Source organism: Bacillus sp. REN3 (assembly GCF_017912555.1).
In the GTDB taxonomy this organism is placed as follows: Bacteria; Bacillota; Bacilli; order Bacillales; family Cytobacillaceae; genus Mesobacillus.
Window position 1 is genome coordinate 20646 of the sequence record NZ_JAERSD010000022.1, and the last position, 26228, is coordinate 46873.

28 protein-coding genes and 1 riboswitch are annotated in these 26228 nt (G+C 45.7%); of the genes, 24 read left to right on the forward strand and 4 right to left on the reverse strand.

The features are described 5' to 3' along the window. Window positions 1-17: 17 nt before the first annotated feature. A complete protein-coding gene (locus JJQ88_RS16755) occupies window positions 18-1076 on the reverse strand; it encodes an LCP family protein (RefSeq protein ID WP_210367186.1) in 1059 nt (352 codons plus the stop codon). A gap of 97 nt (window positions 1077-1173) precedes the next feature. Next, on the reverse strand, window positions 1174-1809 hold the full coding sequence (locus JJQ88_RS16760) for a YigZ family protein (RefSeq protein ID WP_210367187.1): 636 nt from the start codon (window positions 1807-1809) through the stop codon (window positions 1174-1176). A 385-nt stretch (window positions 1810-2194) separates the two neighbouring features. Between JJQ88_RS16760 and JJQ88_RS16765 the strand changes: the two genes are divergently transcribed. From JJQ88_RS16765 to JJQ88_RS21320, 16 genes are all read left to right on the forward strand, one after another. Next, window positions 2195-3334, forward strand: coding sequence for a sensor histidine kinase (locus tag JJQ88_RS16765; protein WP_210367188.1), 1140 nt, complete (start codon window positions 2195-2197; stop codon window positions 3332-3334). A gap of 75 nt (window positions 3335-3409) precedes the next feature. Beyond that, window positions 3410-4093: a response regulator gene (locus JJQ88_RS16770; RefSeq protein WP_210367189.1), complete on the forward strand. Its 684-nt coding sequence runs from the start codon at window positions 3410-3412 to the stop codon at window positions 4091-4093. Window positions 4094-4255: 162 nt separating this feature from the next. Beyond that, on the forward strand, window positions 4256-4429 hold the full coding sequence (gene sda / locus JJQ88_RS16775; RefSeq protein WP_246861241.1) for a sporulation histidine kinase inhibitor Sda: 174 nt from the start codon (window positions 4256-4258) through the stop codon (window positions 4427-4429). Between the two features lie 624 nt (window positions 4430-5053). Continuing rightward, window positions 5054-5893: a DegV family protein gene (locus JJQ88_RS16780; RefSeq protein WP_210367191.1), complete on the forward strand. Its 840-nt coding sequence runs from the start codon at window positions 5054-5056 to the stop codon at window positions 5891-5893. 351 nt (window positions 5894-6244) lie between these two features. Continuing rightward, window positions 6245-7597: an ATP-dependent helicase ComFA gene (locus JJQ88_RS16785; protein WP_210367230.1), complete on the forward strand. Its 1353-nt coding sequence runs from the start codon at window positions 6245-6247 to the stop codon at window positions 7595-7597. A gap of 23 nt (window positions 7598-7620) precedes the next feature. After that, window positions 7621-8304: a ComF family protein gene (locus JJQ88_RS16790; RefSeq protein ID WP_349237154.1), complete on the forward strand. Its 684-nt coding sequence runs from the start codon at window positions 7621-7623 to the stop codon at window positions 8302-8304. 34 nt (window positions 8305-8338) lie between these two features. After that, entirely contained in the window at window positions 8339-8743 is a 405-nt protein-coding gene (locus JJQ88_RS16795; protein ID WP_210367193.1) for a TIGR03826 family flagellar region protein, read from the forward strand. An 80-nt stretch (window positions 8744-8823) separates the two neighbouring features. Next, window positions 8824-9093: a flagellar biosynthesis anti-sigma factor FlgM gene (gene flgM / locus JJQ88_RS16800; RefSeq protein ID WP_210367194.1), complete on the forward strand. Its 270-nt coding sequence runs from the start codon at window positions 8824-8826 to the stop codon at window positions 9091-9093. Window positions 9094-9316: 223 nt separating this feature from the next. Then, window positions 9317-9799: a flagellar protein FlgN gene (locus JJQ88_RS16805; RefSeq protein ID WP_210367195.1), complete on the forward strand. Its 483-nt coding sequence runs from the start codon at window positions 9317-9319 to the stop codon at window positions 9797-9799. Between the two features lie 18 nt (window positions 9800-9817). Then, window positions 9818-11365, forward strand: coding sequence for a flagellar hook-associated protein FlgK (gene flgK, locus JJQ88_RS16810; RefSeq protein ID WP_210367196.1), 1548 nt, complete (start codon window positions 9818-9820; stop codon window positions 11363-11365). 10 nt (window positions 11366-11375) lie between these two features. Then, window positions 11376-12269 (forward strand): flagellar hook-associated protein FlgL, encoded by an 894-nt coding sequence (gene flgL / locus JJQ88_RS16815; protein ID WP_210367197.1) that lies wholly within the window; start codon window positions 11376-11378, stop codon window positions 12267-12269. Between the two features lie 46 nt (window positions 12270-12315). After that, window positions 12316-12906 carry a DUF6470 family protein gene (locus JJQ88_RS16820; RefSeq protein WP_210367198.1) on the forward strand — a complete coding sequence of 197 codons (591 nt, stop codon included), beginning with the start codon at window positions 12316-12318 and terminating at the stop codon, window positions 12904-12906. A 13-nt stretch (window positions 12907-12919) separates the two neighbouring features. Further along, window positions 12920-13360: a flagellar assembly protein FliW gene (gene fliW, locus JJQ88_RS16825; RefSeq protein WP_210367199.1), complete on the forward strand. Its 441-nt coding sequence runs from the start codon at window positions 12920-12922 to the stop codon at window positions 13358-13360. A 6-nt stretch (window positions 13361-13366) separates the two neighbouring features. Further along, window positions 13367-13582, forward strand: a complete 216-nt coding sequence (gene csrA, locus JJQ88_RS16830) for a carbon storage regulator CsrA (protein ID WP_210367200.1) — start codon at window positions 13367-13369, stop codon at window positions 13580-13582. A gap of 151 nt (window positions 13583-13733) precedes the next feature. Further along, on the forward strand, window positions 13734-14471 hold the full coding sequence (locus JJQ88_RS16835; protein ID WP_210367201.1) for a flagellin N-terminal helical domain-containing protein: 738 nt from the start codon (window positions 13734-13736) through the stop codon (window positions 14469-14471). Window positions 14472-14831: 360 nt separating this feature from the next. Beyond that, entirely contained in the window at window positions 14832-14930 is a 99-nt protein-coding gene (locus JJQ88_RS21320) for a flagellin (RefSeq protein WP_481748311.1), read from the forward strand. 550 nt (window positions 14931-15480) lie between these two features. Here JJQ88_RS21320 and JJQ88_RS21915 read toward each other — a convergent pair. Both JJQ88_RS21915 and JJQ88_RS16850 read right to left on the reverse strand, forming a co-directional pair. Then, window positions 15481-15633, reverse strand: a complete 153-nt coding sequence (locus JJQ88_RS21915; protein WP_210367203.1) for a hypothetical protein — start codon at window positions 15631-15633, stop codon at window positions 15481-15483. After that, complete coding sequence (locus tag JJQ88_RS16850) at window positions 15566-15889, reverse strand: hypothetical protein (protein ID WP_210367204.1); 324 nt, start codon at window positions 15887-15889, stop codon at window positions 15566-15568. The genes JJQ88_RS21915 and JJQ88_RS16850 overlap by 68 nt, the downstream gene beginning before the upstream one ends. Window positions 15890-16032: 143 nt before the next feature. Continuing rightward, window positions 16033-16122, forward strand: a riboswitch (cyclic di-GMP riboswitch). Window positions 16123-16197: 75 nt separating this feature from the next. Between JJQ88_RS16850 and JJQ88_RS16855 the strand changes: the two genes are divergently transcribed. The 8 genes from JJQ88_RS16855 to JJQ88_RS16890 all read left to right on the forward strand — a co-directional run bounded on the left by JJQ88_RS16855 (window position 16198) and on the right by JJQ88_RS16890 (window position 26191). Next, on the forward strand, window positions 16198-21282 hold the full coding sequence (locus JJQ88_RS16855) for an OmpL47-type beta-barrel domain-containing protein (protein WP_210367205.1): 5085 nt from the start codon (window positions 16198-16200) through the stop codon (window positions 21280-21282). A gap of 116 nt (window positions 21283-21398) precedes the next feature. Further along, window positions 21399-21770, forward strand: coding sequence for a flagellar protein FlaG (gene flaG, locus JJQ88_RS16860; RefSeq protein ID WP_210367206.1), 372 nt, complete (start codon window positions 21399-21401; stop codon window positions 21768-21770). An 18-nt stretch (window positions 21771-21788) separates the two neighbouring features. Next, window positions 21789-23354 carry a flagellar hook-associated protein 2 gene (locus tag JJQ88_RS16865; RefSeq protein ID WP_210367207.1) on the forward strand — a complete coding sequence of 522 codons (1566 nt, stop codon included), beginning with the start codon at window positions 21789-21791 and terminating at the stop codon, window positions 23352-23354. Window positions 23355-23386: 32 nt separating this feature from the next. Beyond that, a complete protein-coding gene (gene fliS / locus JJQ88_RS16870) occupies window positions 23387-23788 on the forward strand; it encodes a flagellar export chaperone FliS (RefSeq protein WP_210367208.1) in 402 nt (133 codons plus the stop codon). Next, window positions 23788-24132, forward strand: a complete 345-nt coding sequence (gene fliT / locus JJQ88_RS16875; protein WP_210367209.1) for a flagellar protein FliT — start codon at window positions 23788-23790, stop codon at window positions 24130-24132. Before fliS ends, fliT begins: the two co-directional genes overlap by 1 nt. 9 nt (window positions 24133-24141) lie before the next feature. Continuing rightward, window positions 24142-24519: a DUF8042 domain-containing protein gene (locus JJQ88_RS16880; RefSeq protein WP_246861243.1), complete on the forward strand. Its 378-nt coding sequence runs from the start codon at window positions 24142-24144 to the stop codon at window positions 24517-24519. Window positions 24520-24693: 174 nt separating this feature from the next. After that, window positions 24694-25239: a ribosome hibernation-promoting factor, HPF/YfiA family gene (hpf, locus tag JJQ88_RS16885; protein WP_210367211.1), complete on the forward strand. Its 546-nt coding sequence runs from the start codon at window positions 24694-24696 to the stop codon at window positions 25237-25239. A gap of 106 nt (window positions 25240-25345) precedes the next feature. Continuing rightward, window positions 25346-26191, forward strand: coding sequence for a DUF1028 domain-containing protein (locus JJQ88_RS16890; RefSeq protein ID WP_210367212.1), 846 nt, complete (start codon window positions 25346-25348; stop codon window positions 26189-26191). Window positions 26192-26228: the final 37 nt, after the last annotated feature.

A 26228-nucleotide genomic window follows, 5' to 3' on the forward strand; every position in this document is an offset into this window, starting at 1 on the left:
CTGCCTTTTGGGCAGCTTTATTCATTTCCTTCATATTCATATTCAGTCTGGGAACCGTCTTCCGTTGGAGAGTTGGCGTCTGTTTGAATTTCAGTTTCCAATTCCAGATGGCTCTTTAATTCTGTTGTAAGTTCGTTCAGGTTTTCGGGATCGACGCTAAAATAATAGACACTATTGATGTAGTTGTCATACCCTTTTAACTCGAGTTGTTCAATTGCGGATGAGTTAAAGTCTGGATACTTTTTACGGAAAGCAAGTGCTTCTTTTACCCGCATGTTTGTTTCGATATTGTTGCCGATTTCAGACGCGATGTCGTCAATTTTCAACAGTGTTTTTGGTGACGAAAGCTGATCGATGACGCCTGTGACAATTTGCCGCTGGCGCTCATTTCGGCCGAAATCGCCCCGCGGATCCTGCTTTCTCATCCTGGCATAAACGAGCGCTTCTTCGCCGCTGAGCTTCTGGGTCCCTTCATAAAAATAAAAACGGTCCCAGTTTCGGTTGATATCATTGAAATCAAATGGAACGTCGACTGTGACTCCGCCCAGTGTATCAACAATGTTCGTAAAACCTTTGAAGTTCACTGTTACATAATAGTCTATTGGAATATCCAAAAAACCTTCAACTGTTTCTATTACCATCTCTTTGCCGCCTATCGAGTAGGCGTGGTTGATTTTATCTTCTTTGTATTCAGGAATTGACACGAGAGTGTCCCTGGGAATGCTGACAAGCTTCATTGTCTGTTTGTCAGGATTGAAGGTTGCTAGCATGATCGTGTCCGATCTGCCGTGGTCATTTTCATCTGTATAATTTTCAATGCCAAGCAAAAGTACGGAAAAGGGATCGCTGGATATATAAACAGGTTCTTCCCGAAGTTTCGATTTTTCCTCCCTGCCTTTAAGTTCCTGATAAGAATCCTTTGCTACTGCGTATGTCTGGAACAATAAATATCCTGAAAAGCTAATGGCTGAAAGAAATAAGACAATCAAAAAAATCAAAAGATTCCGACGCCTGCGTTTCTTTTTCTTATATGCCTTGTCGCTCCGGTTCGTAGGAGATTGATTATGTTGAATCATAAATGACATCCTTTTAATTAATATCAATAAGCCCTGCAATATTTAATTATAATATATGGGATGTGTTTTTTTAATAAATATTTTAAAAAGACAAATATTACATAACCTCATTTTCCATATACACAACTTCCCCAGAGCGAATTCCCCCCTGCCCGCTCGTCAGCTCGACCATCCATTCTGTGAAGGCTTCTGTTTGCGATTCTTCGACATAGGTTTCAAGCTCGACCTTATCGAGGTAATGAATCTCCTTCAGTTGATAGGCAGACGAACGCAGCTCGTTCTCGAGTTTCCCGAGCCAGGTGTAATCGACTGTCGTATGCATGATGCGCATCAGTTTCCGTTCGACAATCCCGGTTGCGGCCAGTCCTTCTGATGTTGCTTTCCCATAGGCGCGGATCAGCCCGCCTGCGCCCAGCTTGATGCCGCCGAAGTAACGGGTGATGACGACAACAGTGTCTTTGAGATGCTTCTTTTTCAACACCTCAAGAATCGGGACGCCGGCTGTGCCGCTCGGTTCGCCATCGTCGTTCGCTTTTTGGATCTGGTCATTTTCGCCGATCAGGTAGGCGGAGCAATTATGCGTCGCGTTCCAGTTCTTCTTTTTAATAGATTGGATGAATTCCTGCGCCTGCTCCTCGGTTTCTGCCCGGTCGATATATGCGATGAAGCGGGATCGCTGGATTTCAATTTCGTGTTCGCCATATTCCTTTACTGTATAGTAGCTTGGCAGCAATTGCTTCGCCTCTCTCCCCCTGGAAATTTCCCAACTGGATTTGTATCTTTATACACATGGACTCCGTTATAAAATGCTACAATTTATTATAAGATGTCGGCACCCCGGGTACAATCTGCGTTTCATGATTGTAATATAACTTTAATACAGATAATAGTTTTGGATGTTATAATAGGTAGTGGTCTGACATGAGAAATTATTGTTATAAAAGTGAATTTTTAGTTTATGATTCCCTGAATAATAGGATATTAGACTTAGCTGGAAAAATCAATCCTGTGCCTATTTAACGATTTTTGCTTAAATGGCAGGATTTGCTTAGGGAATAATTAGTAACATTTTGAATTTCACGCTAAAATATTTTGTGACGCCCCTGGGGGAGTTAAGAATGGCGATTAAATTTGAGACGAAGGCTCTTGACCAGATTCTCGAAAAAATGATCGATACCGTCGGAAACAGCAAAGATGAGATCTTCCGGATCGGCGAACAGTGCAGGGCGGATTATGAGTCGATCACAAGTGAATTACAGGATATCAAATTGAAGGTCGCGTACATCATCAACGAGGGCGACAAGCTGGATATCCAGGTAAGGGCCGCAAGAAAACGGCTTTCAGAGGTAAGCAAGCATTTCAAAGATTACACCGAAGAAGAAGTCCGCGAATCCTACGAAGTGGCCCACAAGCTGCAAATGGATCTGACAATGAACCGCCAGATGGAAAAGCAGCTCAGGGAAAAGCGGGACGACCTTGAACGCAGGCTGATTGGGCTGAACGAAACGATTGAGCGGGCAGACCACCTTGTATCCCAGATCTCCGTCGTCATGAATTACATGATGAGCGATATCAGGCAAATGGGCGAGGCCCTGGAGACAGCACAGCAGAGACAGGATTTCGGCCTGAAAATCATCGAAGCCCAGGAAGAGGAACGAAAAAGACTATCGCGGGAAATCCATGATGGACCAGCGCAAATGATGGCCAACGTCATGATGCGCTCCGATTTAGTAGAGAAGATTTATAAAGAAAGAAGCGCAGCCGAAGCAATCAGCGAAATCCGCAATATGAAAAAGATGGTTCGTTCGGCGCTTTATGAAGTCCGGAGAATCATTTATGATTTACGGCCAATGGCCCTTGATGACTTAGGTTTAGTACCTACCCTCAAAAAGTATTTGCAGACAATCGAAGAGTATCATAAGACCACACGGATCCAATTTGTCAATGTTGGCAATGACCAAAGGCTTCCTGCTAAATATGAAGTCGCCTTGTTCCGTGTGATCCAGGAATCTGTCCAGAACGCTTTGAAGCATGCGCGGGCTTCCCTTATCCAGGTTAAGCTTGAGATTAAGCAGGATTTGGTGATGGCCGTGATCAAGGATGATGGCAGAGGCTTCGATGTCAATGAAAAAAAAGACGACTCTTTCGGAATCATCGGGATCAGGGAAAGGGTCGAGCTGCTCGAAGGCGAGCTTGCGATCCATTCAAAGGTTGGAACTGGCACATTGGTGATTATCCAGGTGCCGATGAATTTATAGGCATGATTAATTAGCGGCCATTGAGCCGCGAAATATCTTAAAAATAGAGATAGAGGCCGTAAGGGAGGCGAAAGTATGACAACCAAGATTGTCATTATTGACGACCATCAACTTTTCAGGGAAGGGGTTAAAAGAATCCTGGACTTTGAACCATCGTTTGAGGTAGTTGCAGAAGGTGACGATGGCAGCGAAGCAATCGATCTGGTGGAGCAAAACCAGCCTGACGTTGTCATCATGGACATCAACATGCCGAATACAAATGGTGTCGAGGCTACTGCCCAGTTGATCGAGAAATTTCCCGAGTCAAAGGTAATCATTTTATCGATCCATGATGATGAAAACTATGTAACCCATGCACTGAAAACTGGAGCGACAGGCTATCTATTAAAAGAGATGGACGCAGATGCACTAGTGGAAGCTGTGAAGGTCGTGGCAGATGGGGGATCCTATCTTCACCCGCGTGTCACGCACAATCTCGTAAAAGAATACCGGCGTCTATCTGCAGATGAAGGTGGTTCAGACCGATACATATCCCAAGTCGAAATCCGCCGCCCGCTTCACCTGCTCACACGCAGGGAATGCGAAGTCCTTCAGCTATTGGCAGATGGAAAAAGCAACCGCGGTATTGGCGAAGCGTTATTCATCAGCGAAAAGACGGTCAAGAATCATGTCAGCAACATCCTGCAGAAGATGAATGTCAACGACCGCACCCAGGCAGTCGTTGTCGCGATTAAAAACGGCTGGGTAGAAGTAAGGTAATATCTATTAAAATGAATATGTATTCTTCAGAAAAGCACATTTGGTCGAAACGCCGAATGTGCTTTTTGTCGAATTATGGGTATTAATGATGGAAAAAAGCGACAAAAATTTGCCCAATCATTTACAAAAAAAGAGAAATATCCGATATAATAGAAAACAATAATGAATGAAGGGGTGGTCGCTATTTCTTCTTTGTGGGAACTAACAGACGAAAAATTAATAGAAGCATACCGCAAGGCCGCTCTGCTGAAACTAGATGTCACCTTCATCACAATGCTAGAGGAAGAATTAGAAAATAGAGGACTTGCGGAACCTACGGGCAATTCGGCTTCCTGATGATCGATCGCTGTGCAATCCAATGCCAGCGATTTTTTATTTGGCCTTTAGCATCCGGTTCAAGCATCCACTTTGCGCTTTTGTAAAACCAGCGGCTTCGCCTCTGTCAGGCATTTTTTTCGGCTATGTTTAAAAAGGTGCTGTAAGATCGGTAGGGAAGGCAAGGCTAACGCATTTTCTTCGTGTGCGGGTTCACGGAAGCCCGTCAGTGCACAGCGCCGGAGTACGAGGCAGAGATGGGCCACGGAGGCATAAGGCGCCGGGAAGGCCCCTGAACAGGCCAGGGGAATGCGAGGTGCCTGGAGTGGATACCATCATCCGAATTTAAAAGATTTTTACTTTTATAGGAATGGACTTGGGAAAATCCGATGCTCGAATAGGGGCTGATTTTGGGAATAGGCATCCCGGGGGTATAAATCTTGTCGTATTTAACTGGATTGGAAAGAGAGGGAAAAAGAATTCATGCACCCTTTCGGCAAAAAATCGATTCCCAAGGCCTGGACTTCCACAAATTTGCCAATTTCAAGAGGAACGGTACAAAATAATGCAAATGAATGAGAATTCATATAAAATGGACTTGTACATACCTATAGAAGAGAAAAAAATAAGGATGGTAATTTTTTTATGAGGACAGCAGTTGTAACGGATAGTACAGCGTACATCCCGGAGGAATTGCGAGAGAAGTGGGACATCCACATGATTCCGTTAAATGTGATTTTTGGCGACGAATCTTACCGGGAAGAAATAGATATGACGGCTGAAGCATTTTATGAGGAAGTAAAGCACAAGGAGCTGCCGACAACCTCCCAACCGGCGATTGGCGAGTTCGTGAAGCTTTATGAAAAATTGGCTGAAGAATGCGATGCGGTCATCAGCATCCACTTATCAAGCGGCATCAGCGGAACCTATCAGGGCGCTGTGACAGCCGACGAGATGGTTGAAGGCATTGAAACCTATCCGTTTGATTCCGAAATCAGCTGCATGGTCCAGGGATTTTACGCCCTCGAAGCGGCCGAGATGGCAAAGCAGGGCCAGGCCCCTGAGGTAATCATCTCCCGGCTGAATGAGATGAAGCAATCGGTCAGGGCGTATTTCATGGTTGATGATCTCAGCCATCTCCAGCGCGGGGGAAGGCTGTCGAGCGCGCAGGCGATTATCGGGAGTCTTTTGCAGGTGAAGCCGCTGCTTCATTTTGTAGACAAACTAATCGTTCCGTTCGAAAAGGTAAGGACCCGGAAAAAAGCGATGAACCGGATCGTTGAACTTTTGGATGAAGACGCTTCAAAAGGCGGCGAGTATCGGGCGGCCATCATCCACGCCAATCGCGAGGAAGAAGCGCTTGAGTGGAAAAGCGAACTGGAAGCACAGTTTCCGAACGTGGAATTTTACATTAGCTATTTCGGAGCAGTCATTGGCACTCATCTAGGCGAAGGTTCAATGGGCATGGGCTGGTACAAGAAGTAAGTTTGCAGATGCAGCGAGAAACCGACACCATTTCCTGTCAGCGGGAGTGGTGTTTTTTCTTCATCAAACGATTGATTGAAACGAAGTTATCCACGCAATCTCCTCATTTATCAACATAACCCACAATGTTCTACCCCTTTATTAACATCTATCCACAGAAAAAACCGCTTTCAATCTCCTTTCATTTATTTTATCAACAAAGTAACCCACATTATCAACATTCATTTCGTGTTATCCACATAAAAATCCACAAAGGCTGTGATTTTTTTGAACCTGCAAAGAAAAATATCCGAATTGACTCAATCTCATCCCCAACACCCGCTATTTATTCACAACCCTGAACTGCAAAAAATGCTAACCGGCAAGCAGCTATTGATGGATGAACTTCCATTCGAGGCAGAGGAAATCCAGCGGCATCATGAAAACGGCTATTTAACTTATCGGAAAGGCCTTTCATTCGAAGGCAAGAAGCTGAAATGCGAGAGGTGCGGGACGACTGACCCGGCCTGGTTCGCCGAGTTTCCTTGTTCACGTTGTGGAGAGGCGGATTTTTATTGTCGCAAGTGCTTGATGATGGGGAGAGTCAGCGGCTGTACGCCGCTGGCCAGCTGGACTGGCCCGGCAGCGGCTTTCCCGCTGCATGAAAACCCGCTCAAATGGGATGGCCGGTTATCGCAAGGGCAAAGGGCGGCTTCGGAGCGTGTCGTCGATGCGGTCGACTCGTCAGCTGAGCTCCTGGTGTGGGCTGTGTGCGGAGCAGGAAAGACGGAAGTGCTGTTCGCAGGAATCGAGCAGGCACTATCAGCGGGCAAGCGGGTCTGTGTTGCCACGCCAAGAACGGATGTCGTACTTGAATTGGCGCCACGTTTTAAAAAGGTCTTTCCGGAAACGCCGATCGCTTCCCTGTATGGAGGAAGCGAAGAGCGCCATGAATATGCGCAGCTCACCGTGGCGACAACACATCAGCTGCTGCGCTTTTACCAGGCCTTTGATATGGTGGTTGTCGACGAAGTCGATGCCTTTCCCTATTCGATTGATGAAAGCCTCCAATATGCTGTCCAGCAAGCAAGGAAGCCGGGCTCGGCGCTTATTTACCTGACCGCGACCCCGAGCGCAAAGTGGCAGAGGGAATGCCGCCAGGGCAAACGGGCGCATGTGACGATTCCCGCCCGGTTCCACCGCCATCCGCTGCCCGTTCCCCGCTTTGCATGGGCCGGGAACTGGGAGAAAAAGCTTTCAAAAGGCAAACTGCCTGCGAACATCCTCAAATGGATTGGAACGAGGCTCGATCGCAACAAGCAAGCCCTCGTTTTTGCCCCGAAAATTTCCTCGATGGAAAAAATCCTCCCCATCCTCCGCAAGCTGGATCCCCGGATTGAATCCGTCCATGCGGAAGACCCGGAGCGCAAGGAAAAGGTCATGAAGATGCGCAACAAGGAGATTCCCGTTTTACTGACGACGACCATCCTTGAAAGAGGAGTCACCTTCCCGGATCTCGATGTCGCTGTAATTGGCGCGGACGACGGAATCTTTACCGAAAGCGCCCTTGTCCAAATCGCCGGCCGCGCTGGCCGCAGCCCTGATTTCCCGACCGGGGAGGTTGTGTTTTTTCATTATGGAAAAACGGAAGCGATGATGAGCGCCCGGAAGCAAATCACGATGATGAATAGGGAAGGCGTCAGGAAGGGGCTAGTTGACCAATGAGCCTCTGGAAGGGTGGATACTGCTTGTTATGCCATGAGGAACTGGAACCGGACATTTCCTGGGGGAGCCTGTTCGGGAAAGCGGAACCGGCAAACGTATGCGAGGACTGCCTGGCGAGATTCCCTCTGATTACCGGGGAAACCTGTGTGAAATGCGGCCGGCCGTTCGCGTTTTTGGAAGATGGATTTCGTTCCGGTGATATGTGCGTCGATTGCAAGAGGTGGGAAGACGATAAAGCGTGGACAGGAACACTTGATAAAAATATCGCCTTGTATCGTTATGACGATTTTATAAAAGAAGTGATCGCAAAATATAAATTCCGCGGGGACTATGTACTTGCCAGGATTTTTGCGGAGGATATCAGGAAGGCCCTGCAAGCCTTCCAATACGATGATCTTGTACCGATTCCGCTGAGCGAGGAACGGCTTTACGAGCGGGGCTTCAACCAGGCGGAGGGAATCATCAGGGAAGCAGGCTTTGAACCTTTCCGGGCTATGTCGAGGGTCCACTCTGAGAAACAGTCGAAGAAATCACGGCAGGAACGGATTCATCTTTCGCAAATTTTTAACATGGAAAAGGCCGTCGAGAGTAAAACAATTCTCCTTGTTGACGATATATATACTACAGGATCAACGTTGCGCCATGCGGCCAAAATCCTGAAGGAGCATGGGGCAGTGAAAGTGTATTCGTTAACTTTGGCGCGCTAACGCCGATTGAGATAAAATTGGAGGAGGAAGGACAGTGGAACTGACAAATTGTCCTCAATGTGGAGAGATCTTCGTGAAAAACAAATTCCGCGACACATGCGAGAAATGCTGGAAAGCGGAACAGGATGCCTACGATACAGTGTCCAAATTCATTAAGAAAAGGGAAAACCGGACAGCGTCCATCCTTCAGGTCGAAGAAGGAACGGGCGTATCGGAAGAGTTGATTTTAAAGTTCATCAAAACGGGCAAGCTGCAAATCGCCCAATTCCCTAACCTTGGCTATCCTTGTGATAAATGCGGGAGCATCATCCGCCAAGGAAAGCTATGCAGCAAATGTGCAGGGGAAATCAAAGCGGATTTAAAAGCGCACGAGCATGAAGAGACACGGAAGAAAGAAATAGCGAACCGAACCGTGACTTTTTTCACCCACAGAGATTAGGTGAAAAGATTTATTAAAGAAGTGTTTGTTTTTGCCGATAAAACGAATAAGAAAATCGTTATGAAAGCGAGGTTTCGACGATGAAAATCAATCATAACATGGGCCCGTCGGGGATCAATCCATACAAACGCCAGATGAACAAGCTGGAAGCAGCTTCCCATACACCAGGCAAGAAGGCGGACAAAGTCGAAATTTCTTCGACTGCAAAGGAAATGCAGCAGCTTTCCCAGGTTTCCGTCCAGCGCCAGCAAAAAGTGGAGGATTTGAAGGTCCAGGTACAAAACGGGACGTATAAGCTCGATTCCAAAGAAATCGCTAAGAGCATAGTGGATTTTTATCAAAAAAAATAACAGGAGATGCCCGTCTCGCTGACGGGCTTTTCTTAACGACCCGGCTCTAGCGCCCAGCCCATCGAGTCCATTCGGTCCGCAGAATGAAGTCAAAAAGTGGCTTCAGCGGCCGGACATATCCGGCGGACAGGAAGTGCTATTACCGGCGTTGCCGCGGGATGCGGCGCTTTTAGCCGGCCAGGGCTGGCCAAGGCGAATTCGATTTAAAAGAGGAGGGCAGCCGGTGACGATTGATACTCTATTACAGATCATGAAAAAGCAACTGAAACTCCATAAGAGCCTATATGATTTATCGGCCAGGAAAACAGAGATGATCAAGAAGGGCGACATGGCTGCCCTTGACAAGCTTTTGAAGGATGAGCAGGCGCATTTGGCAGCGATCAGCAAGCTTGAAGAGGAACGGCTTGCTGCAGCGAAGGCAATCCTGCCTGCCATCGACAATCCGTCCCTTGCGAAGCTTGCCGATGCCGCAGATGCCGCAGCCAAAGCGCAGCTTTTACAGGCAAGGGAAGAATTGCTGGCGGTCATTGAGGAAATCAAGGCTCGCAACGGCCTGAACCAGCAGCTGATCCATCAGTCGATGCAGTTCATCAACTTTTCGAGGAGCCTCGTTGTCCCTCAGCAAAAAGAAATCAATTACGGACCGCCCGCGGGCAAGAAGGTAAAGCCTGAGCAGTCGCCGGGTTTGTTCAATTCAAAAGCATAATAATTGGAGGAACGAAACATGCGTTCAACCTTTATGGGATTAGAAACAGCGCGCCGCGGGATGTTCACGCAGCAGGGCGCTTTGCATACAACCGGACATAATATCGCGAATGCCAACACACCAGGCTACACACGCCAGCGGATCAATTTTGAACAGACAGAACCGTACCCGAACGTCGGGATGAATAGGCCGCAGATTCCCGGCCAGGTTGGAACCGGGGTCAAGGCTGGCTCGATCCAGAGGATCAGGGAAAGCTTCCTGGACGTCCAGTACCGCGGGGAGACCAACAAACTCGGCTATTGGGAAACAAGAGCCGAAGCATTTACCAAGCTGGAGGAGGTCTTGAACGAGCCTTCCGATTCCGGTCTGGCGAAGACTATGGATCAGTTCTGGCAGTCACTGCAGGACTTGGCGGTCAACCCGACAAACTCCGGCGCGCGTTCGGTCGTACGCCAGCGCGGGATTGCGGTCGCAGATACTTTCAATTACCTGCACAATTCACTTTCTTCCATCCAGCGCGATCTGAAGAATGAAATCTCTGTGACCGAAAAGGATATCAATTCGATCACGTACCAGATCAGCAAGATCAATGGCCAGATTGCAGACGTCGAGCCGCATGGCTACCTGCCGAATGATCTTTACGATGAGAGAGACCGTTTGATTGACGAGCTTTCTTCGCTTGTGAACATCAAGGTCGATTACACTGGATCAGGCGGCAACTCACTTAAGATGGCCGATGGACAGGCTGTCATCAAGATGGTAAGCGACAGCGGCAAGGAACTCGGAATCCTGGTCAGCGGCGACAGCCACAATGAGATCTCGATAAAATTCGATGGAGTGGATGAGTCGGTAAAAACAGTCGCGATTGGCAATACGAAGTTTGATTTTACCGAGCTGAAATCCTCCGGGAAGCTTAAGGCGTTAGTCGATGCATATGGTTACGAGCAGACTGGGAAAGTTGCTGGCACCTATTCCGAGATGCTCATGAAGCTTGATGATTTGGCGTATACGTTTGCGACCAAATTCAATGAGGTCCACCAGGACGGGATGAGCCCGAATGATATCAAGAATCAAACGAAGGCAGGCAATCCGTTTTTTGCTGACATGGAAAATGCCACTATCCAAAGAAAGGGCTTCGCCAGCAGGATAGGACTTGCCAAGGCGATCCAGGATAGCCTGGATAACATCGCAACAGCGGACGGAACGGATCCGGCTAAAGCAACCATCGGAGATTCTACGAATATATTAAAGCTTGCGAATGTGATCAATGATAAGTTTGATTACGCCGGGAATAATGAACTGGCCAATTTCCGCAATTATTATGAAGGTGTGATTGGCGGCATGGCCGTCCTTTCACAGGAAGCTGTTAGGCTTTCGCAAAACAGCGGGTCGCTCAGGGAGGCAGTAGATAACCGCCGAAAATCGGTCAGTGCTGTTTCATTGGACGAAGAAATGACAAATATGATCCAGTTCCAGCATGCTTACAATGCATCGGCCAGGATGATCACACTCCAGGACGAAATGCTCGATAAAATCATCAACGGTATGGGAACCGTGGGAAGATAGGTGAGATAAAATGCGCGTAACTCAATCAATGCTGTCCTCCAATTCATTGAGGAACCTGAGCGAAAGCTACCGGAAAATGGGGAAATACCAGGACCAGCTGGCAACAGGCAAAAAAATCGCCAGGCCATCCGATGACCCGGTGGTAGCGATGAAAGGGATGTTCTACCGCTCAAACCTCACAGAGGTGGAGCAGTACAAGCGCAACCTTTCTGAGCTATATTTGTGGATGGAAAACTCGGAAGCTGGCATCGACCAGGCAAACAAAGGGCTGCAGCGTGTCCGTGAGCTGGTGATCCAGGGGAAAAATGGCTCCCTGAGTCCAAGTGACCGGGAAGCAGTTGCCAGGGAAATCGAGCAAATCAAGAACGATTTGGTGCAGGTCGCGAATACCCAGGTTTCAGGTCGGTATATTTTCCACGGAACGGATACGGACCATCCGCCGGTAAAAATGGTGGATGGCAAACCTGTTGTTGAAGCAAATGTCAATGACCCGGCTATCAACACCTATAAAGTTGAAATTTCCCGCGGTGTTTCCCTGCAGGCCAATGTCAATCCGGCTAAGCTTTTTAATCAGGAACTATTTGATGTGGTCCAGGGAATCCAGAAGGCGTTAGAAGATGATAAACCAGCCGATTTAGATGGGCTGCTCTCGAGTCTAGATGGCGTGATGGATAATCTGGCGGCAGAGCGTTCTGAACTTGGTGCACGGTACAACCGTCTTGAAATGGTCGATGACCGCATCAGCCAGCAGGAAGTGATGGCCAGCCGGATCCTGTCTGACAATGAAGACGCAGATATCGAGCGCGTGATCACTGACTTGAAGACGCAGGAAAGCGTCCACCGAGCCGCGCTAGGAGTCGGCGCCCGGATCATCCAGCCGACATTATTGGACTTTTTAAGATAAGCTATTCTCATCGGGAATAGCTTTTTTTGCTAAGGAGGGATTGGAATTGCAGCTCCCGCAGATCAGACTGCAATCCACTTTTGCACAGACTGAAATCAACACCATACAACCAATGCTTGAGATGGAGCAGCCCAAGGCAGAATTGGCAATCGAACAGCCTCCTGCAGAGCTTCAGATTAACCGGACGCCTTCAAAGCTGACGATTGATCAGACGAAGGCAAGGGAAGATATGGATTTGAAGTCCATCTCCCGCAGGATTGAGGAGGCCGCGCAGCAGGGATATGAGGACTGGCTTGCAGGGCTCGCGCGTGTATCCCAGGATGGCGATGAGTTGATGATGATCGAGAATGGCGGAAACGCAATCGCCGAACAAGCGAAACGCAACAGCGAGCCACCGATGCTCGAATTCAATATTGGCTGGATCCCGTCGGCAGGCAGCGTGAAAATCGACTATGATCCTGGAAGGGTCGATCTTGATTGGAAGGTGAATAAGCCGATCATCGAGAGCAGGATCAACAAACCGATCATTCACTACACACCAGGCAAAGCTGAAATCAGCATGAAGCAGTATCCGTCACTGAAAATAGATTTTGAGAATCTGAAACATGTCGGAATGAAGTATGAACAATCTATTTAAAGGAGATTGAAGCATGAACATTGCAACAAAGTATCATGGGGAAATAGACATCAATCCAGCGGAAATATTGACTTTTGAAAAAGGGATTCCTGGCTTTGCGGAGGAAAAGAAATTTGTCCTGCTGCCGTTATCGGAGGATGATTTCTTTTATGTGCTGCAATCCCTGGCAACAGAGGGGCTTGCATTTATCGTGACGAACCCATTCCACTTTTTCACGGCCTATGATTTCAAACTGGAGGATTCAGTTGTCGAAGAGCTGTCGCTGGAGTCGGAAAAGGATGTCCTAGTCTATTCCATCCTCACTGTCCAGGACCCATTCGAGAAAACAACCGCCAACCTCCAGGCGCCAATCATTATCAACTCCAAAAACAACAAAGCAAAACAAGTCATCCTGCATGATGACAACTATAATACAAAACACCCAATCTTTGAAAAAGCAGAAACGAAGGGGTGACCAGGAATGCTAGTGCTTACAAGAAAAAACGGTGAAAGCATCAAAATCGGGGACGACATCGAAATCACCATCATCTCAGCCAAAAACGACCAGGTCAAAATCGGGATCAAAGCTCCCAAGAATATTGACGTATTCAGGAAAGAAATCCTCGACCAAATCCAAAGCGAAAACGAACAAGCCTCCAAGGATATTTCATCCTTGATCCAATTCATGAAAAAATAGCAAAAAAATTATAGAACACTATTAAACAATTCCTCTACAAGACGATAAATCTATTGTAAGAGAAAATAAGGGCGGCCGACCTTATCACTCAAACAAATAAAACCATTGTTCACAAGGACGTGAACAACACATTCAAGGAGGAAATCAAGCAATGAGAATCAATCACAATATCGCGGCTCTTAACACTTATCGTCAGTTGAATACTGCTAACGGTGCTCAAGGTAAATCAATGGAGAAATTATCTTCAGGTCTTCGTATCAACCGTGCAGGAGATGACGCTGCAGGTCTAGCAATTTCTGAAAAAATGCGTGGACAAATCCGTGGATTGGATATGGCTTCAAAGAACTCACAAGATGGAATTTCATTAATTCAAACTGCTGAAGGTGCTTTAAATGAAGTACATTCAATTCTACAACGTCAAAGAGAATTAGCAGTACAGGCTTCTTCTGATACTAACGTAACTGAAGATAGAACAGCTCTGCAAGACGAGTTTAACCAACTTTCTGCAGAGATAGAAAGAATTAAAGACACAACTCAGTTTAACACTATGAACTTACTTGATGCGTCTGCAGGCGCATCTGGAGTCCTTAAGCTTCAGGTAGGAGCGAATTCATCGCAAACAATGGACTTAGACCTTAGTACAGGTGGTATTGATTTAACCGGTTTGCATACAGCAGTTGCGGGATTAACACTTGCTGATAATACAGCAGCGAATGCAGCTATGGATGCTCTTGATACACAAATTGCGGCTGTATCATCTGGTCGCAGCTACCTAGGAGCAGCTCAGAACCGTTTAGAGCATACTATCAATAACTTGAACACATCTTCTGAAAACCTAACTGCTGCAGAATCACGTGTTCGTGACGTAGATTATGCTTTAGCTGCTTAAGAGCAGTGACAAGCACAGTCGTCCTGGCTGGTAACGGCTAGTGATTATAATCGGGTGAATTGCTGGAAACCCCTTAAAGCTTTTCTTGCCACAACGTAGCTGGAAACGGCAGGCGTGAGGGTTTGAAAAAAGAAAAGATTGGGCAATCAGCAGCCAAGCTCCTGGCTCGAAAGAGTGGAGAAGGTTCAACGACTAGGATAGACCATCTAAGGCAAAAGCTATGATGATGAAATCCATAGGTGAAGCAATGACCATCAGCATTGCGAATCCGAAGTGCCCGACCCCTACCAGATGCTGGAGGGTGAAGATATAGTCTGGTCATTTGTGAAAGCAAATGTTCGCACGATGGCGAAAGAAATGATGGAACAAACTAAAAACTCTATTCTTTCTCAAGCAGCACAAGCGATGTTGGCTCAAGCCAACCAACAGCCACAAGGAGTTCTTCAACTTCTTCGTTAATTTTCACCTTAAGAGGTTTGTCCACTGGGCAAGCCTCTTTTTCTTGCTTGGATATTTGAAATAGACACTATTTCGCTCATTGTGATCCCGGTTTCCTTTTGAATGTAAGAGATTTTTATTAGCTCTTCATAGTGAGGGTTACTTGATGTCCGAACTGCCATTCCAAATGATTAATTTATCAGTTGATACTGTTCAAACCATTCTTTAATAAACCTATCTGGTGCAATAGATTGTAACAGCTCTCTTATTTCCTGTGAAGGTTTCAGAAGTTTAAAGGGAAGATAGACCGTTGTCCGTTTTTTCTGCGGAAATCTTACATCTTGATCTGAATAAGAGGGTAACTGCTTTCTCATCATTGATGGGTGTATGTAATCTTTTATAAGGTGGAAAAAATACATGATTTGCCGTTTGTCATATAGGCATAATCGATTTTGGCCATCAAGTGAGAACTGTAATTTGAATTTTTCCTTGATTAATCCAATTAACAACCTGTTTTCAGATGTAGAAAAATTATCTGTTGAGAGCACTACTTTCTTAACTGTGTTTTCTTTTAGGAGAAGATGGCCGTCATCTTGATCCACCATGCTAACGATTCAGGAGTCAAGGATGAATAGAGTAAATCCGGCGGAAGTACTTTAATCCGACCGCAATACCACTTTTCTTTCAAATAAGTAAAAAACAGGTGATGTTTTTGACTGAACATACACCGATTCAGAGAATCCTGCGATAACTCTGGGATCCCTGTCTTTTTTATATTTGGGCGGCGCTAAAGGAATAAAATCTTTTAGACTGTCGAAGCAATAATAACACCAGTCTTTATCTGCATATCTATGCTGAAAACGTAAACGAGGGCTTTTGTTCTTTTCGATCGTTAAGTTCCCATCTCCAAGTAGCTTCCCATTAATTAATCCAAGCTGATGAAGAGGAAGAATTTTTAAGATATCTTCTAATTGGTCCATTTTAAACCACTCCTCATTACAGGAACGTTTATTCTCATTTATTTTAGCATATCCATTGCAAAAAACTTGGATAAGGATTAGTTTATAGTTAATTAGACCTATTACTTAATAGGGACTTTTGTATTAATATAAGAGGTAAATAAAAGTGAAAAAGGCAAATCATAGGAAACTATGAGACGCAAAGCCAAGGGCCTGACCTGTATGTTCTATACAGTTGGCAGCCGGTTACCACAGGATACATAGACTTTTTTACTATGGGCCTTGGTAAGGTCTTTTTGTTTGCCCTTTTTTCAGAAAAGGAGAGAAAGATGATAGGGAAATTATTCAAAATCCAGACTTTAGTCGTCGTCATGGTTTTGTTTGCGCAATTGATCCTGCCTATAGGAACAGCATTGGCCAATGATGCTGGAAGCATGCTGCCGCCTAGCAATCTAGTGTATTCAAAACCATCTCCAGAGGATGTAAGGCTTAGCTGGGACGCTGTTTATGGAGCGACAGGTTACAACGTTTATGAAATCCAGGAAGGACAGATGACGCTTGTCGGTACTTCCAGGACAGCGAGCTACAGCCTGAATGACCTGCCTGAAGGTAACTACAGATATACTGTTTCAACCTTGAACGGTGATGCTGAATCTGGTCCTTCTGCACCTATTACTGTTGACATTGTCTATCCTTCGATGGCAGCCCCAGCGAACCTGACGTATAAGATTCAAAATGGAAACGACTTAATCCTCAACTGGACAGCTTCGCAATATGCTCAAGAGTACTTCATTTATGAATTGCTGGAGGACGGACAGAAAAAACTCATTACAAAGACAACTTCAAATAGTTATACGAAAACAAATACTGAAGCTGGCAGCTATACATATGTGGTTTCTGCATCCAATAAGTTCTTTGGCGAATCTGCAGCATCGGGACCGCTCACTGCAGAAGTGATCCAGCCTGTTATGGAGAAACCGGAGGATCTGTCATTTACAATCACTAACGGTACGGATGTCACATTGAAATGGAAGTCTTCATATCTGGCAAATGGATATAAAATCTATCAAATGGTGAATGGAGAAAAGGTCCTTAAGGAAACCGCCACTGGAACAAGTGTTAAATTCACGAACCAGCCAGAGGGCGACTATGAATATATTGTCCATTCATTCAGTGACCGTTTTGGGGAATCTGCCGAGGGAAGCCGAACTTCTTTGACTGTCAGCCAGGTCGTTATGCCGGTTCCTGATGCTTCTGCAAGAGTCATTAATTTTAATGATATTGTCCTAAGCTGGGGGCGTGTTGATTATGCAAACAGCTATAAGATCTATCAGATTATTGATGGTGAAAAGGTTCTGAAAAATACTGTGACAGGAACTTCAGTCACTTTTTCAAAGCAGCCTGCCGGAGAATACCAATATGAAATACATTCTCACAGTGACCGCTTCGGTGAGTCTGAAAACGGCTCTAAACTGACTGTCACTGTGGACAGCTATGAACTTGCAGCTCCAGAAAACGGCAGTCATAAAGTTTCAAATGGAAACGACTTGAACCTTTCCTGGAATGCTGCCGAAAATGCGAGTGATTATAAGATTTATCAGATCGTCGATGGCCAGCGTGTGTTGAAGGATACACTGACAGGCACAAGTAAAACATACTCAAACCTTGCTGAAGGGACATATGATTTTGAGATCTTTTCATCGAATCCACGGATTGGTGAATCTAAAGACGGATTGAAAATCAGCGTCGACATCGTTCATCCAAAAATGACGGCGCCAGGCAATGTTGAATATTCCGCGAGCAGCCCGACAAGCTTCTCCTTAAGCTGGGGCAAGGCTGAATACGCAACGAATTATAATGTTTATCAAATACTTGATGGCCAAAAGGTCCTTAAGAGGACGGTAACTGGCACGAGCATTTCCTACAGCAATATGGAAGCGGGAGAATATGAATATGAAGTGTATTCCTATTCTTCTAGGTTTGGCGAATCAGCAGCAGGCAGCCGGGTGAAAGTCACGCTTGATGGCTATATCATGCAGGCTCCTGGAAACCTGAAATACTCGGTTCTCAATGGCAATGACATAAAGCTTGAATGGGACTCAGTTGCGTACGCAGCAAGTTATAAGGTCTACCAGATTATCGATGGCGAAAAGGTCCTTAAGACGACTGCAAAAGGAACATATGCTACGCTGGCTAACCAGCCGGCAGGTGAATATGAATTCGTGATTCATTCCTACTCCTACTTCTCAAGCCAGTCACCTGAGGGTGCAGCTATTAAGCTATCACTTGTTCATCCCGTAATGGAGAAGCCGGAAAACGTAACAGCAGCACTCCTGAATGGAAATGATGTAGCACTGGCATGGGACTCAGTTCCTTATGCCACTAGTTATAATGTTTATGAGTTAATAGATAATGAGGAACTGCTGATCGGTTCAGGTTCGTCTTCCTCATCTCCAAAAAAGACTTTTGCGAATGTATCAGAAGGTGAACATCAATACATCATCCGTTCCGTCAGCAGCCGTTTCGGAGAATCAGCCCAAGGCGGGAAGGTTGAAGTTTCGGTTGTATTCCCTGAAATGCAAAAGCCGGAAAACCTTACGTACAGCATCGCAAATGGCAATGACATCGTGTTAAAGTGGAATTCATCTTCTTTGGCAAAGTCATACAATGTTTATCAAATCGTGGACAAAGAAAGAGAGTTATTAAGAACTGTTACCAGCACATCAACTACGTTAGTGAATATGCCGGAAGGGGATTATACCCTGCAAGTAACTTCAGTAAGCGATCGTTTTGGTGAATCAGCTGATTCAAGTTTAGTAGAGTTCGAGCTTGTTTTCCCAATCATGCAGTCACCAGCAAATATTACGTACAGCATTGCAAACGGAAATGATATCGCCCTGAGATGGAATGCCTCTGTCTATGCCAACTCTTATAATATTTATCAGATTACTGATGGAAAAAAAGAGCTGGTGAGGACGGTGAAATCTACATCTTCGACTTTCACCAACATGCCGGAAGGGGACTACTCCTATGAGGTTCATTCCTTCAGCGACCGCTTTGGTGAGTCTCCAGAATCAGCTAAACTTGAGTTGCGGCTGACATGGCCTGAAATGCAGCCGGCAGTATTATCAGGAGCAGTATTTAATGCCAACAATATCACCTTGTCTTGGCCCAAGGTAACCTGGGCAAATGGCTACCAGGTCTATAAAGTGAATGGCGAGAACCGCGAATTGCTTTATAAGGGAACGGCATTGTCCTATAAGGTGTACAACCTGACAGAGGAAGAACATTCATTTGAAGTTGTAGCTTACAGCGACCGATTCGGGGAGTCGCCAGCATCTAATAAATATATTGAAACAATCATCTATCCTGAAATGGAAGCGCCGAAAGCGGCTTTGAAGCTTCTCAGCGAAACAAGCGCAAGAATCTCATGGGATTTCGTGACATATGCGAATGGGTATAACATTTACGAAATCATTGATGGCGAACCGGTCCTTGTGGCTGAGAAAGTGAACAACTTATCTTATACGCTTTACAATCTGACGTACGCGAACCATCTTTATTATGTGACATCATACAGCAACTCCTTCGGGGAATCAGCTCCTTCAGAAACAGTGCTGGCCAAATTGATCATCGATGAAGAAGCGCCGGTGACAACGTCTGATGCAAAACCGGATTGGACGAATAAAACGACAACGGTGAAGTTGTCTGCGACCGACAATGAAACAGGGGTGGCAGCGACGTATTTTTCATTGGATGGTAAAAACTTCACAGAAGGTACAACGATCACAATCGAGAATGAAGGCGTTCATGAAGTTTTCTTCTATTCAATTGATAAAGTCGGCAATGAAGAGGAAGTCCAAACGGCCGAAGTGAAGATTGACAAGACAATGCCGCAAACAACAGCTGACCTAGTAGATAAGTGGGCAAATGAAACCGTATCTGTAAAGCTAGCCTCAGCAGACAAACTAAGCGGAGTAGCAAAAACCTTCTATTCAGTAGATGGCTCTGAGTTCACGGAAGGATCTGCGTTCGCCGTTTCGGGTGACGGATTCCACCAGGTTTCGTATTACAGTATCGATTATGCCGACAATGTGGAAGAAGCACACTCTGAAACAGTGAAAATTGACACCCAGGCACCTGTGTCTGTTCCGAATATTGAAGATAAATGGTACCAGGATCGGTTTGAGGTGGAATTTGCAGTGACAGATAATCTTAGCGGCCCAGCTTCAACGTATTACTCTGTCAATGGATCTGATTTTACCGAAGGAACTGCTTTTACGATTGAGCAAAAGGGAAGCTATGAAATTGCTTATTACAGTGTCGACAATGCTGGAAATAAGGAATTGCTTAAAACGCAGACTGTAAAAATGGACAATGAGTCACCCGTTACCTATGCAGATATTGGGGAAAGGTGGTATCGGGATCATGTGAAAGTAGAACTCATTGCGGCTGATGATTTCAGCGGTGTTTCGGCAACGTACTATTCATTGGATGGCATCCATTTCGTTGAAGGTACAGAATTGATGCTTGAGAAAGATGGTATCTATCAAGTCGCCTATTACAGTATAGATAAGGCTGGCAACATCGAGGCAGCCAAGTCGCAAACAGTGAAAGTTGACCTCCAGGCGCCCGTGACTGCTGATAGTGCATCTGATCAATGGTACAAGGAGAACGTGGAGATTGTTCTTTCAACAGAAGACAACCTGAGCGGCGTCGAAAAAACCTTCTATTCTGTGAATGGTTCTGAATTCAAAGAGGGTACAAGCTTTATCGTTTCCGAAGAAGGAACGAATGAAGTTTCTTACTACAGCGCCGATGCAGCAGGAAATATCGAAGCACTAAAAAACATCCAGGTAAAGGTGGATAAAACAGCGCCTTCGATTCAAACGGATATAAATGAAGAATACGAACTTGGTTCAGAATTTATCGTTTCTTATACTACTGAAGACGAGCACTCAGGAGTTGCCGTTGAGGAAGCAGATATAAATGGGCTGAAGTATAAAAATGGCGAAACGATTGAACTTGATCAGCCAGGCATTTATACGATAAAGATAACAGTGACAGACCATGCCGGCTGGACGTCAACATTCGAAAAAGGATTTGTCGTCTATATCCCAGCCAGCCTCGAGGTCCTGCCTAAAGTGATCAAAGGAAATAAAGGCATTTTTACCGTCAAGGCCATCCTGCCGGAAGAATTCGCAGGCACTTCCTTTGAGATTTCAAGCGTCAATTTGAATGAGGTTGCTCCAGTCCTGTCCAACAACGGCTTGAAGAAACAGGCTGAAAAAGGCCACTTTAAATTCGAACGTGAAGATTTTGACTGGAAACCAGGGAAGGAAAAAATGGAACTACAGGCTTATCTTGATAACGGATATTTAGTAAAAGGATCAGCAAATGTAGATGTAAAATAAGCGGAAGGCTCCTTTTGAGGAGCCTTTTTCTGCTTTTATTTTCTTAAAAGGTTAAAGAGTCAACAATATCCAGCCGATATAATCAATATAATATGCGCTCTAGAGGAGGCAATAGCATGATAAACCGTCTCTCTTCAGATACACCAAGTACAGTCATCTTTGAAACGATTAAGACGAAAATTGACACCATTGACAGCGGTGCGGCGGGGGGAATGGAAAAAGACTCGACCGCCATTCCGGTTCAGGAGGGAATGGAAAGGGTTCCGAAAGAAAAGCTGCAAAGCACAATTGAAAGTCTGAATAGATTCCTTCAGCAAAGCCATACGGCATTGAAGTTCGAATATCACGAAAAACTGCAGGAATATTATGTAACGCTTGTTGATGAAAAGACCAAGGAGGTCGTGAGGGAAATCCCACCTAAGAAAATGCTCGATTTTTACGCGGCAATGACCGAATTTCTTGGTTTGGTCGTTGATAAAAAAATTTAAGAAGCAGGTGAAGCAAACATGGTTAGAATAGGCGGACTGGCAAGCGGAATGGATATAGATATGATGGTCAGTGAATTAATGAAAGCCGAAAGAATGCCATTGAACAAACTCCACCAGAAAAAGCAATTGGTTGAATGGCAGCGCGATGATTACCGGGCGATGAATAAATTGCTCGCAGACCTTGATAAATTTGTGTTTGATGGCATCTTCCGCCAGTCGACTTTCTCCAAAAAGACCGTTACATCATCAAATGAGAGCGCAGTTTCTGTCCGGAATATAAATGCAACATCGAATTTAACATCGAGTATCCAGGTGAAGGGCCTTGCAGAAGCTGCGTATATGACAAGTGATGGCAGCATCGTCAAAGCTGGCGAAACCTTCGATCCAAGCTTGACTCTGGATAGTCAAAGAAACTTCCTGGCACAGGGTTTCACTGGAACAGAAATTAACATCCAGTCCATAGGAAAAAGCGGCGCATTGGGGGCGGAGGTGGCTATTTCCTTTGATCCCGCGAAAGATTCCCTAAATGATGTCGTTAATAAAATCAATAGTTCTGAAGCTGGGGTTGTTGCATTTTTCGATTCTGCAACAGGCAAGTTTTCCATTTCTGCCAAGAATACTGGAGACATTGCAGGCGGAGCGGAAATCAGGCTTCAGGGAGATCTCCTGACAAGTGCACTGAAAATGGATGCTGATAACCAGCTGGCAGCAGATGCAACCGTTCCTCAAGGGGAACAGCCGAGAGGAAAGGCCGGAGTCAATGCGTCCTTTATCATCAATGGCCTTCAGACAGAACGTCCAACCAATACCTTTGTCATCAACGGATTTGAATATACATTAAAGCAAACAACAGGAACTGCTGCAGTTACGGTCAACTCGGCAACTGATGAAGAGGCGATTTTTAAATCCGTAAAAGACTTTGTGGATAAATACAACGAGACAATCGCAGGGATCAATTCGAAGATAACTGAAGAACGTTACCGGAAATATCAGCCGCTTTCTGACGAAGAAAGGGAAGCAATGACTGATAAGCAGGCTGAAATGTGGGATGAGAAGGCAAAAAGCGGCATGCTCCGAAACGATTCTATTCTGGCAGGCTCCTTAAATAAAATGAGGATGGATCTGTATAGCCGAGTCGGGAACGGCTCTGATGAAATCAATGATAGCTATGACCAGCTTGCAGAAGTCGGGATCACCACTTCAAAGAATTACAGGGACGGAGGGAAGCTCATCATTGATGAGAAAAAGCTCCGTGAAGCAATCAAGAATGACCCAAACGCAATTTATAAGCTATTCACACATGAAAGCACGGTCAAAGAAGAACAGGGGCTCGCGCGAAAGCTAAGGGCTTCAATCAAGGATACGATTACTACCATTGAAGGCCGTGCCGGGAGTGCGCTTCGAACAAATGCGCAATTCACACTTGGAAGGGACCTTACCTCGATTGACAAGCAGATCAACCGTTTTGAGGATCGTATGATAAAAGTAGAAGACCGCTACTGGCGCCAGTTCACCGCGATGGAAAAGGCGATCCAGCGGGCGAACAGCCAGTCCGCATACCTGATGCAGCAGTTCAGCTATTAAAAAATTCCCTTTCATGAAAAGGAGAGTAAAACATGGCATTAAATAATCCATACCGTTCATACCAGCAAAATTCGGTCAATACCGCCACACCGGGCGAACTGACTTTGATGCTTTATAACGGTTGTCTGAAATTCATTCACATGGCAAAGCATGGAATCGAGAATAAGAATATCGAAATGAAAAACACGAATATCCAGAAAGCGCAAAGCATTATCCAGGAGTTGATGGTGACGTTGAACATGGATCTCGAGATTTCACAGAACATGATGTCGCTGTACGACTATATGAACCGCCGGCTGATCGACGCGAACATCAAGAATGACACAGCGATTTTGGAGGAAGTCGAAGCGCTTGTCACCGAGTTCCGCGACACATGGAAGCAGGTCATCCAGGTGAACCGCCAGAAGCAATACAGCCAGGGCGGCATGGCGTAGTGAGCGCGGTCAAACAATTTTATCAGCTGACGGTTGAGTTGATCCAGCTGCTCGGAAAAACAGATGTGGAACGCGACGGAAAAATCGTCCGCATCGACGAGCTTTTGGATCAGCGGGAAGCGCTCATGAAAGAAATCGTTCCTCCTTATACACCTGAAGAAGCGGAATTCGGGAAAGAACTGATCCAACTTGATGCAAGGCTGGCCCAGCTACTGCAGGCCGAAAAACTTTCAATCCAAAAAGACATCAAAAATTTGCAGGTAAAAAAAGAGTCGAACACAAAATATGTTCATCCTTATCAAAACCTTTCCACGGACGGCATGTTTTATGATAAAAGAAAATAGGTGAATGGGTTGGAAGAGGAAAAATACCTTTTGGCCAAGCGATACAGTGATTTGCTGGAGACAGTCGAAGAAGGCTTCGAATATATCGCGAAGAGTTTTGAAAACCTTGCCTACACAGAAGGGGACAGGCTGCTGGATGATATCTTCACTGCCTTTTCGCAGATCATCCAGACGAATTTCCTTTTAGCTGAGTTTTACAAAGAAAATGCACCACTGCTAAAAACCCTGGCTCTATTCGAAGCCGTTGTCCATGAAGCTGAGAAACTCGATGGCAAATTCGGCGACCCGTCCGCAAAGCAGGAAATCATCCTTGAGCAGCTATATCCCGCTTTTTCTGCTTGGAAGCAAATGGTCGGGAAAGAGCTGAACCCCTATATCCATGTGTGACCGCCTGATTCCGGGCGGTTTTTTCATATTCCGATTATTTCCAACAAAATTACCACTATCACGACATTAAAAATAGTCAAAAATTCGTCAAATCTTATTACTGTTTTTGCAGGAGTTCTTTGGGGTAAAATAGAATTAGTAATACATAGCTATTTCCCAAAGGAGGAGTTCACTATGAACTACAACATTCGTGGAGAAAACATTGAGGTAACTCCGGCAATCAGAGAGTATGTCGAGAAGAAGATTGCCAAGCTCGAACGTTATTTCACCGAATCCCCAAATGCAAATGTGAATGTGAATTTAAAAGTATATCAAGATAAAAAAGCAAAAGTTGAAATTACCATTCCGATGAAGGACCTTGTGCTCCGCGCCGAGGAAGTTCATGACGATATGTATGCTGCGATCGATTTGATCACTGATAAATTGGAACGTCAAATCCGCAAGCATAAGACAAAAGTGAACCGCAAATTCCGTGAGAAGGAAAGCCTCAAGGATTTCGCGCCAATTTTCACTGAAGTCGGCCAAACTGAAGAAGAGGAAGATCTGGAAGTTGTCCGCACGAAGAGCTTCGATTTGAAGCCAATGGACAGCGAGGAGGCCATCCTGCAAATGAACATGCTTGGCCACAGCTTCTATGTCTTCACAAACGCAGAAACAAACCGTACAAACGTTGTCTACAAACGTAACGACGGCCGTTATGGTTTGATTGAAACTCAATGATTTTGAAACTTCCGCCCGCAGCTGAATCGCTGCGGGTTTTTAATTTGCCCTGAGTAAAAGGGATTGGCAACCAGGTGTCGAACTATCTTCACAGGAGGCGATCGTGATGACATTTTCAATTGTTGGCTATGATCCGAAGGAAAAGGAATGGGGGATTGCGGTACAATCCAAGTTCCTTGGCGTTGGAGCGCTCGTGCCGTTCGCAAAAGCAGGTGTCGGGGCAGTTGCTACCCAATCGTACGCAAACACGGCCTACGGCCCGCAAGCGCTCGAATGGATGGCACAAGGGAAGTCCGCAAGCGAAGCGATGGAGCTGATCACGAGGGATGATCCGGACAAGGAGATGCGCCAGGTCGGCCTGATCGATGCAGAGGGGAATGCCGCCACCTTCACCGGTACATACTGCTACGATTGGGCCGGTGGTGTGACAGGCAAACATTTCGCTGCCCAAGGAAATATTTTGGTTGATGAAAAAACCGTGCAGGCGATAGCGGGAATATTTGAAGTGAAGAAAGGCTCCCTGGCGGAGAGGCTGCTGGCTGCTCTCGATGCCGGCCAGGAAGCAGGCGGTGACAGCAGGGGCCAGCAGTCTGCCGCGCTGCTTATCGTTAAGGAGAAGGGTGGCTACGGGGGCTACAACGACCGCTACATCGACCTGCGTGTCGACGATCACCCTGAACCAATCAAAGAACTGATCCGCATTTATGGGCTGCATCAGCTCTATTTCTCCAAATCGAAGCCGGAGAATGTGGCAGCAATAGAAGGAGAAGTGAAAGACGAAGTTGTTAAGCAGCTGAAGCGATTGGATTACTTGAAGTCAGGCCCTGCCAATGAAGAAGAGCTGTTCAAAGCCCTCACATCCTTTATCCACACAGAAAACTTCGAAGAGCGGGAGCAGGAAAGAGGGAAGATTGATCTGGATGTTTTGGCGTTCATGAAAAAACACATTTAAAAAGCGCAGCCTCTCTTCTTTTTAAGGAGAGGCTGCG

What these genes read in the sequence shown, in the direction of transcription:
- JJQ88_RS21320 (WP_481748311.1), top strand. Translation starts at nt 14,832, where the DNA reads ATGGAACAAACTAAAAACTCTATTCTTTCTCAAGCAGCACAAGCGATG.
- flaG (WP_210367206.1), top strand. Translation starts at nt 21,399, where the DNA reads ATGATAAACCGTCTCTCTTCAGATACACCAAGTACAGTCATCTTTGAA.
- JJQ88_RS16765 (WP_210367188.1), top strand. Translation starts at nt 2,195, where the DNA reads ATGGCGATTAAATTTGAGACGAAGGCTCTTGACCAGATTCTCGAAAAA.
- fliW (WP_210367199.1), top strand. Translation starts at nt 12,920, where the DNA reads ATGAACATTGCAACAAAGTATCATGGGGAAATAGACATCAATCCAGCG.
- JJQ88_RS16890 (WP_210367212.1), top strand. Translation starts at nt 25,346, where the DNA reads ATGACATTTTCAATTGTTGGCTATGATCCGAAGGAAAAGGAATGGGGG.
- flgL (WP_210367197.1), top strand. Translation starts at nt 11,376, where the DNA reads ATGCGCGTAACTCAATCAATGCTGTCCTCCAATTCATTGAGGAACCTG.
- sda (WP_246861241.1), top strand. Translation starts at nt 4,256, where the DNA reads ATGAATGAAGGGGTGGTCGCTATTTCTTCTTTGTGGGAACTAACAGAC.
- JJQ88_RS16770 (WP_210367189.1), top strand. Translation starts at nt 3,410, where the DNA reads ATGACAACCAAGATTGTCATTATTGACGACCATCAACTTTTCAGGGAA.
- JJQ88_RS16855 (WP_210367205.1), top strand. Translation starts at nt 16,198, where the DNA reads ATGATAGGGAAATTATTCAAAATCCAGACTTTAGTCGTCGTCATGGTT.
- hpf (WP_210367211.1), top strand. Translation starts at nt 24,694, where the DNA reads ATGAACTACAACATTCGTGGAGAAAACATTGAGGTAACTCCGGCAATC.
- JJQ88_RS16780 (WP_210367191.1), top strand. Translation starts at nt 5,054, where the DNA reads ATGAGGACAGCAGTTGTAACGGATAGTACAGCGTACATCCCGGAGGAA.
- JJQ88_RS16850 (WP_210367204.1), bottom strand. Translation starts at nt 15,889, where the DNA reads ATGGACCAATTAGAAGATATCTTAAAAATTCTTCCTCTTCATCAGCTT.
- JJQ88_RS21915 (WP_210367203.1), bottom strand. Translation starts at nt 15,633, where the DNA reads ATGTTCAGTCAAAAACATCACCTGTTTTTTACTTATTTGAAAGAAAAG.
- JJQ88_RS16835 (WP_210367201.1), top strand. Translation starts at nt 13,734, where the DNA reads ATGAGAATCAATCACAATATCGCGGCTCTTAACACTTATCGTCAGTTG.
- JJQ88_RS16865 (WP_210367207.1), top strand. Translation starts at nt 21,789, where the DNA reads ATGGTTAGAATAGGCGGACTGGCAAGCGGAATGGATATAGATATGATG.
- JJQ88_RS16755 (WP_210367186.1), bottom strand. Translation starts at nt 1,076, where the DNA reads ATGATTCAACATAATCAATCTCCTACGAACCGGAGCGACAAGGCATAT.
- flgK (WP_210367196.1), top strand. Translation starts at nt 9,818, where the DNA reads ATGCGTTCAACCTTTATGGGATTAGAAACAGCGCGCCGCGGGATGTTC.
- flgM (WP_210367194.1), top strand. Translation starts at nt 8,824, where the DNA reads ATGAAAATCAATCATAACATGGGCCCGTCGGGGATCAATCCATACAAA.
- fliS (WP_210367208.1), top strand. Translation starts at nt 23,387, where the DNA reads ATGGCATTAAATAATCCATACCGTTCATACCAGCAAAATTCGGTCAAT.
- JJQ88_RS16785 (WP_210367230.1), top strand. Translation starts at nt 6,245, where the DNA reads ATGCTAACCGGCAAGCAGCTATTGATGGATGAACTTCCATTCGAGGCA.
- csrA (WP_210367200.1), top strand. Translation starts at nt 13,367, where the DNA reads ATGCTAGTGCTTACAAGAAAAAACGGTGAAAGCATCAAAATCGGGGAC.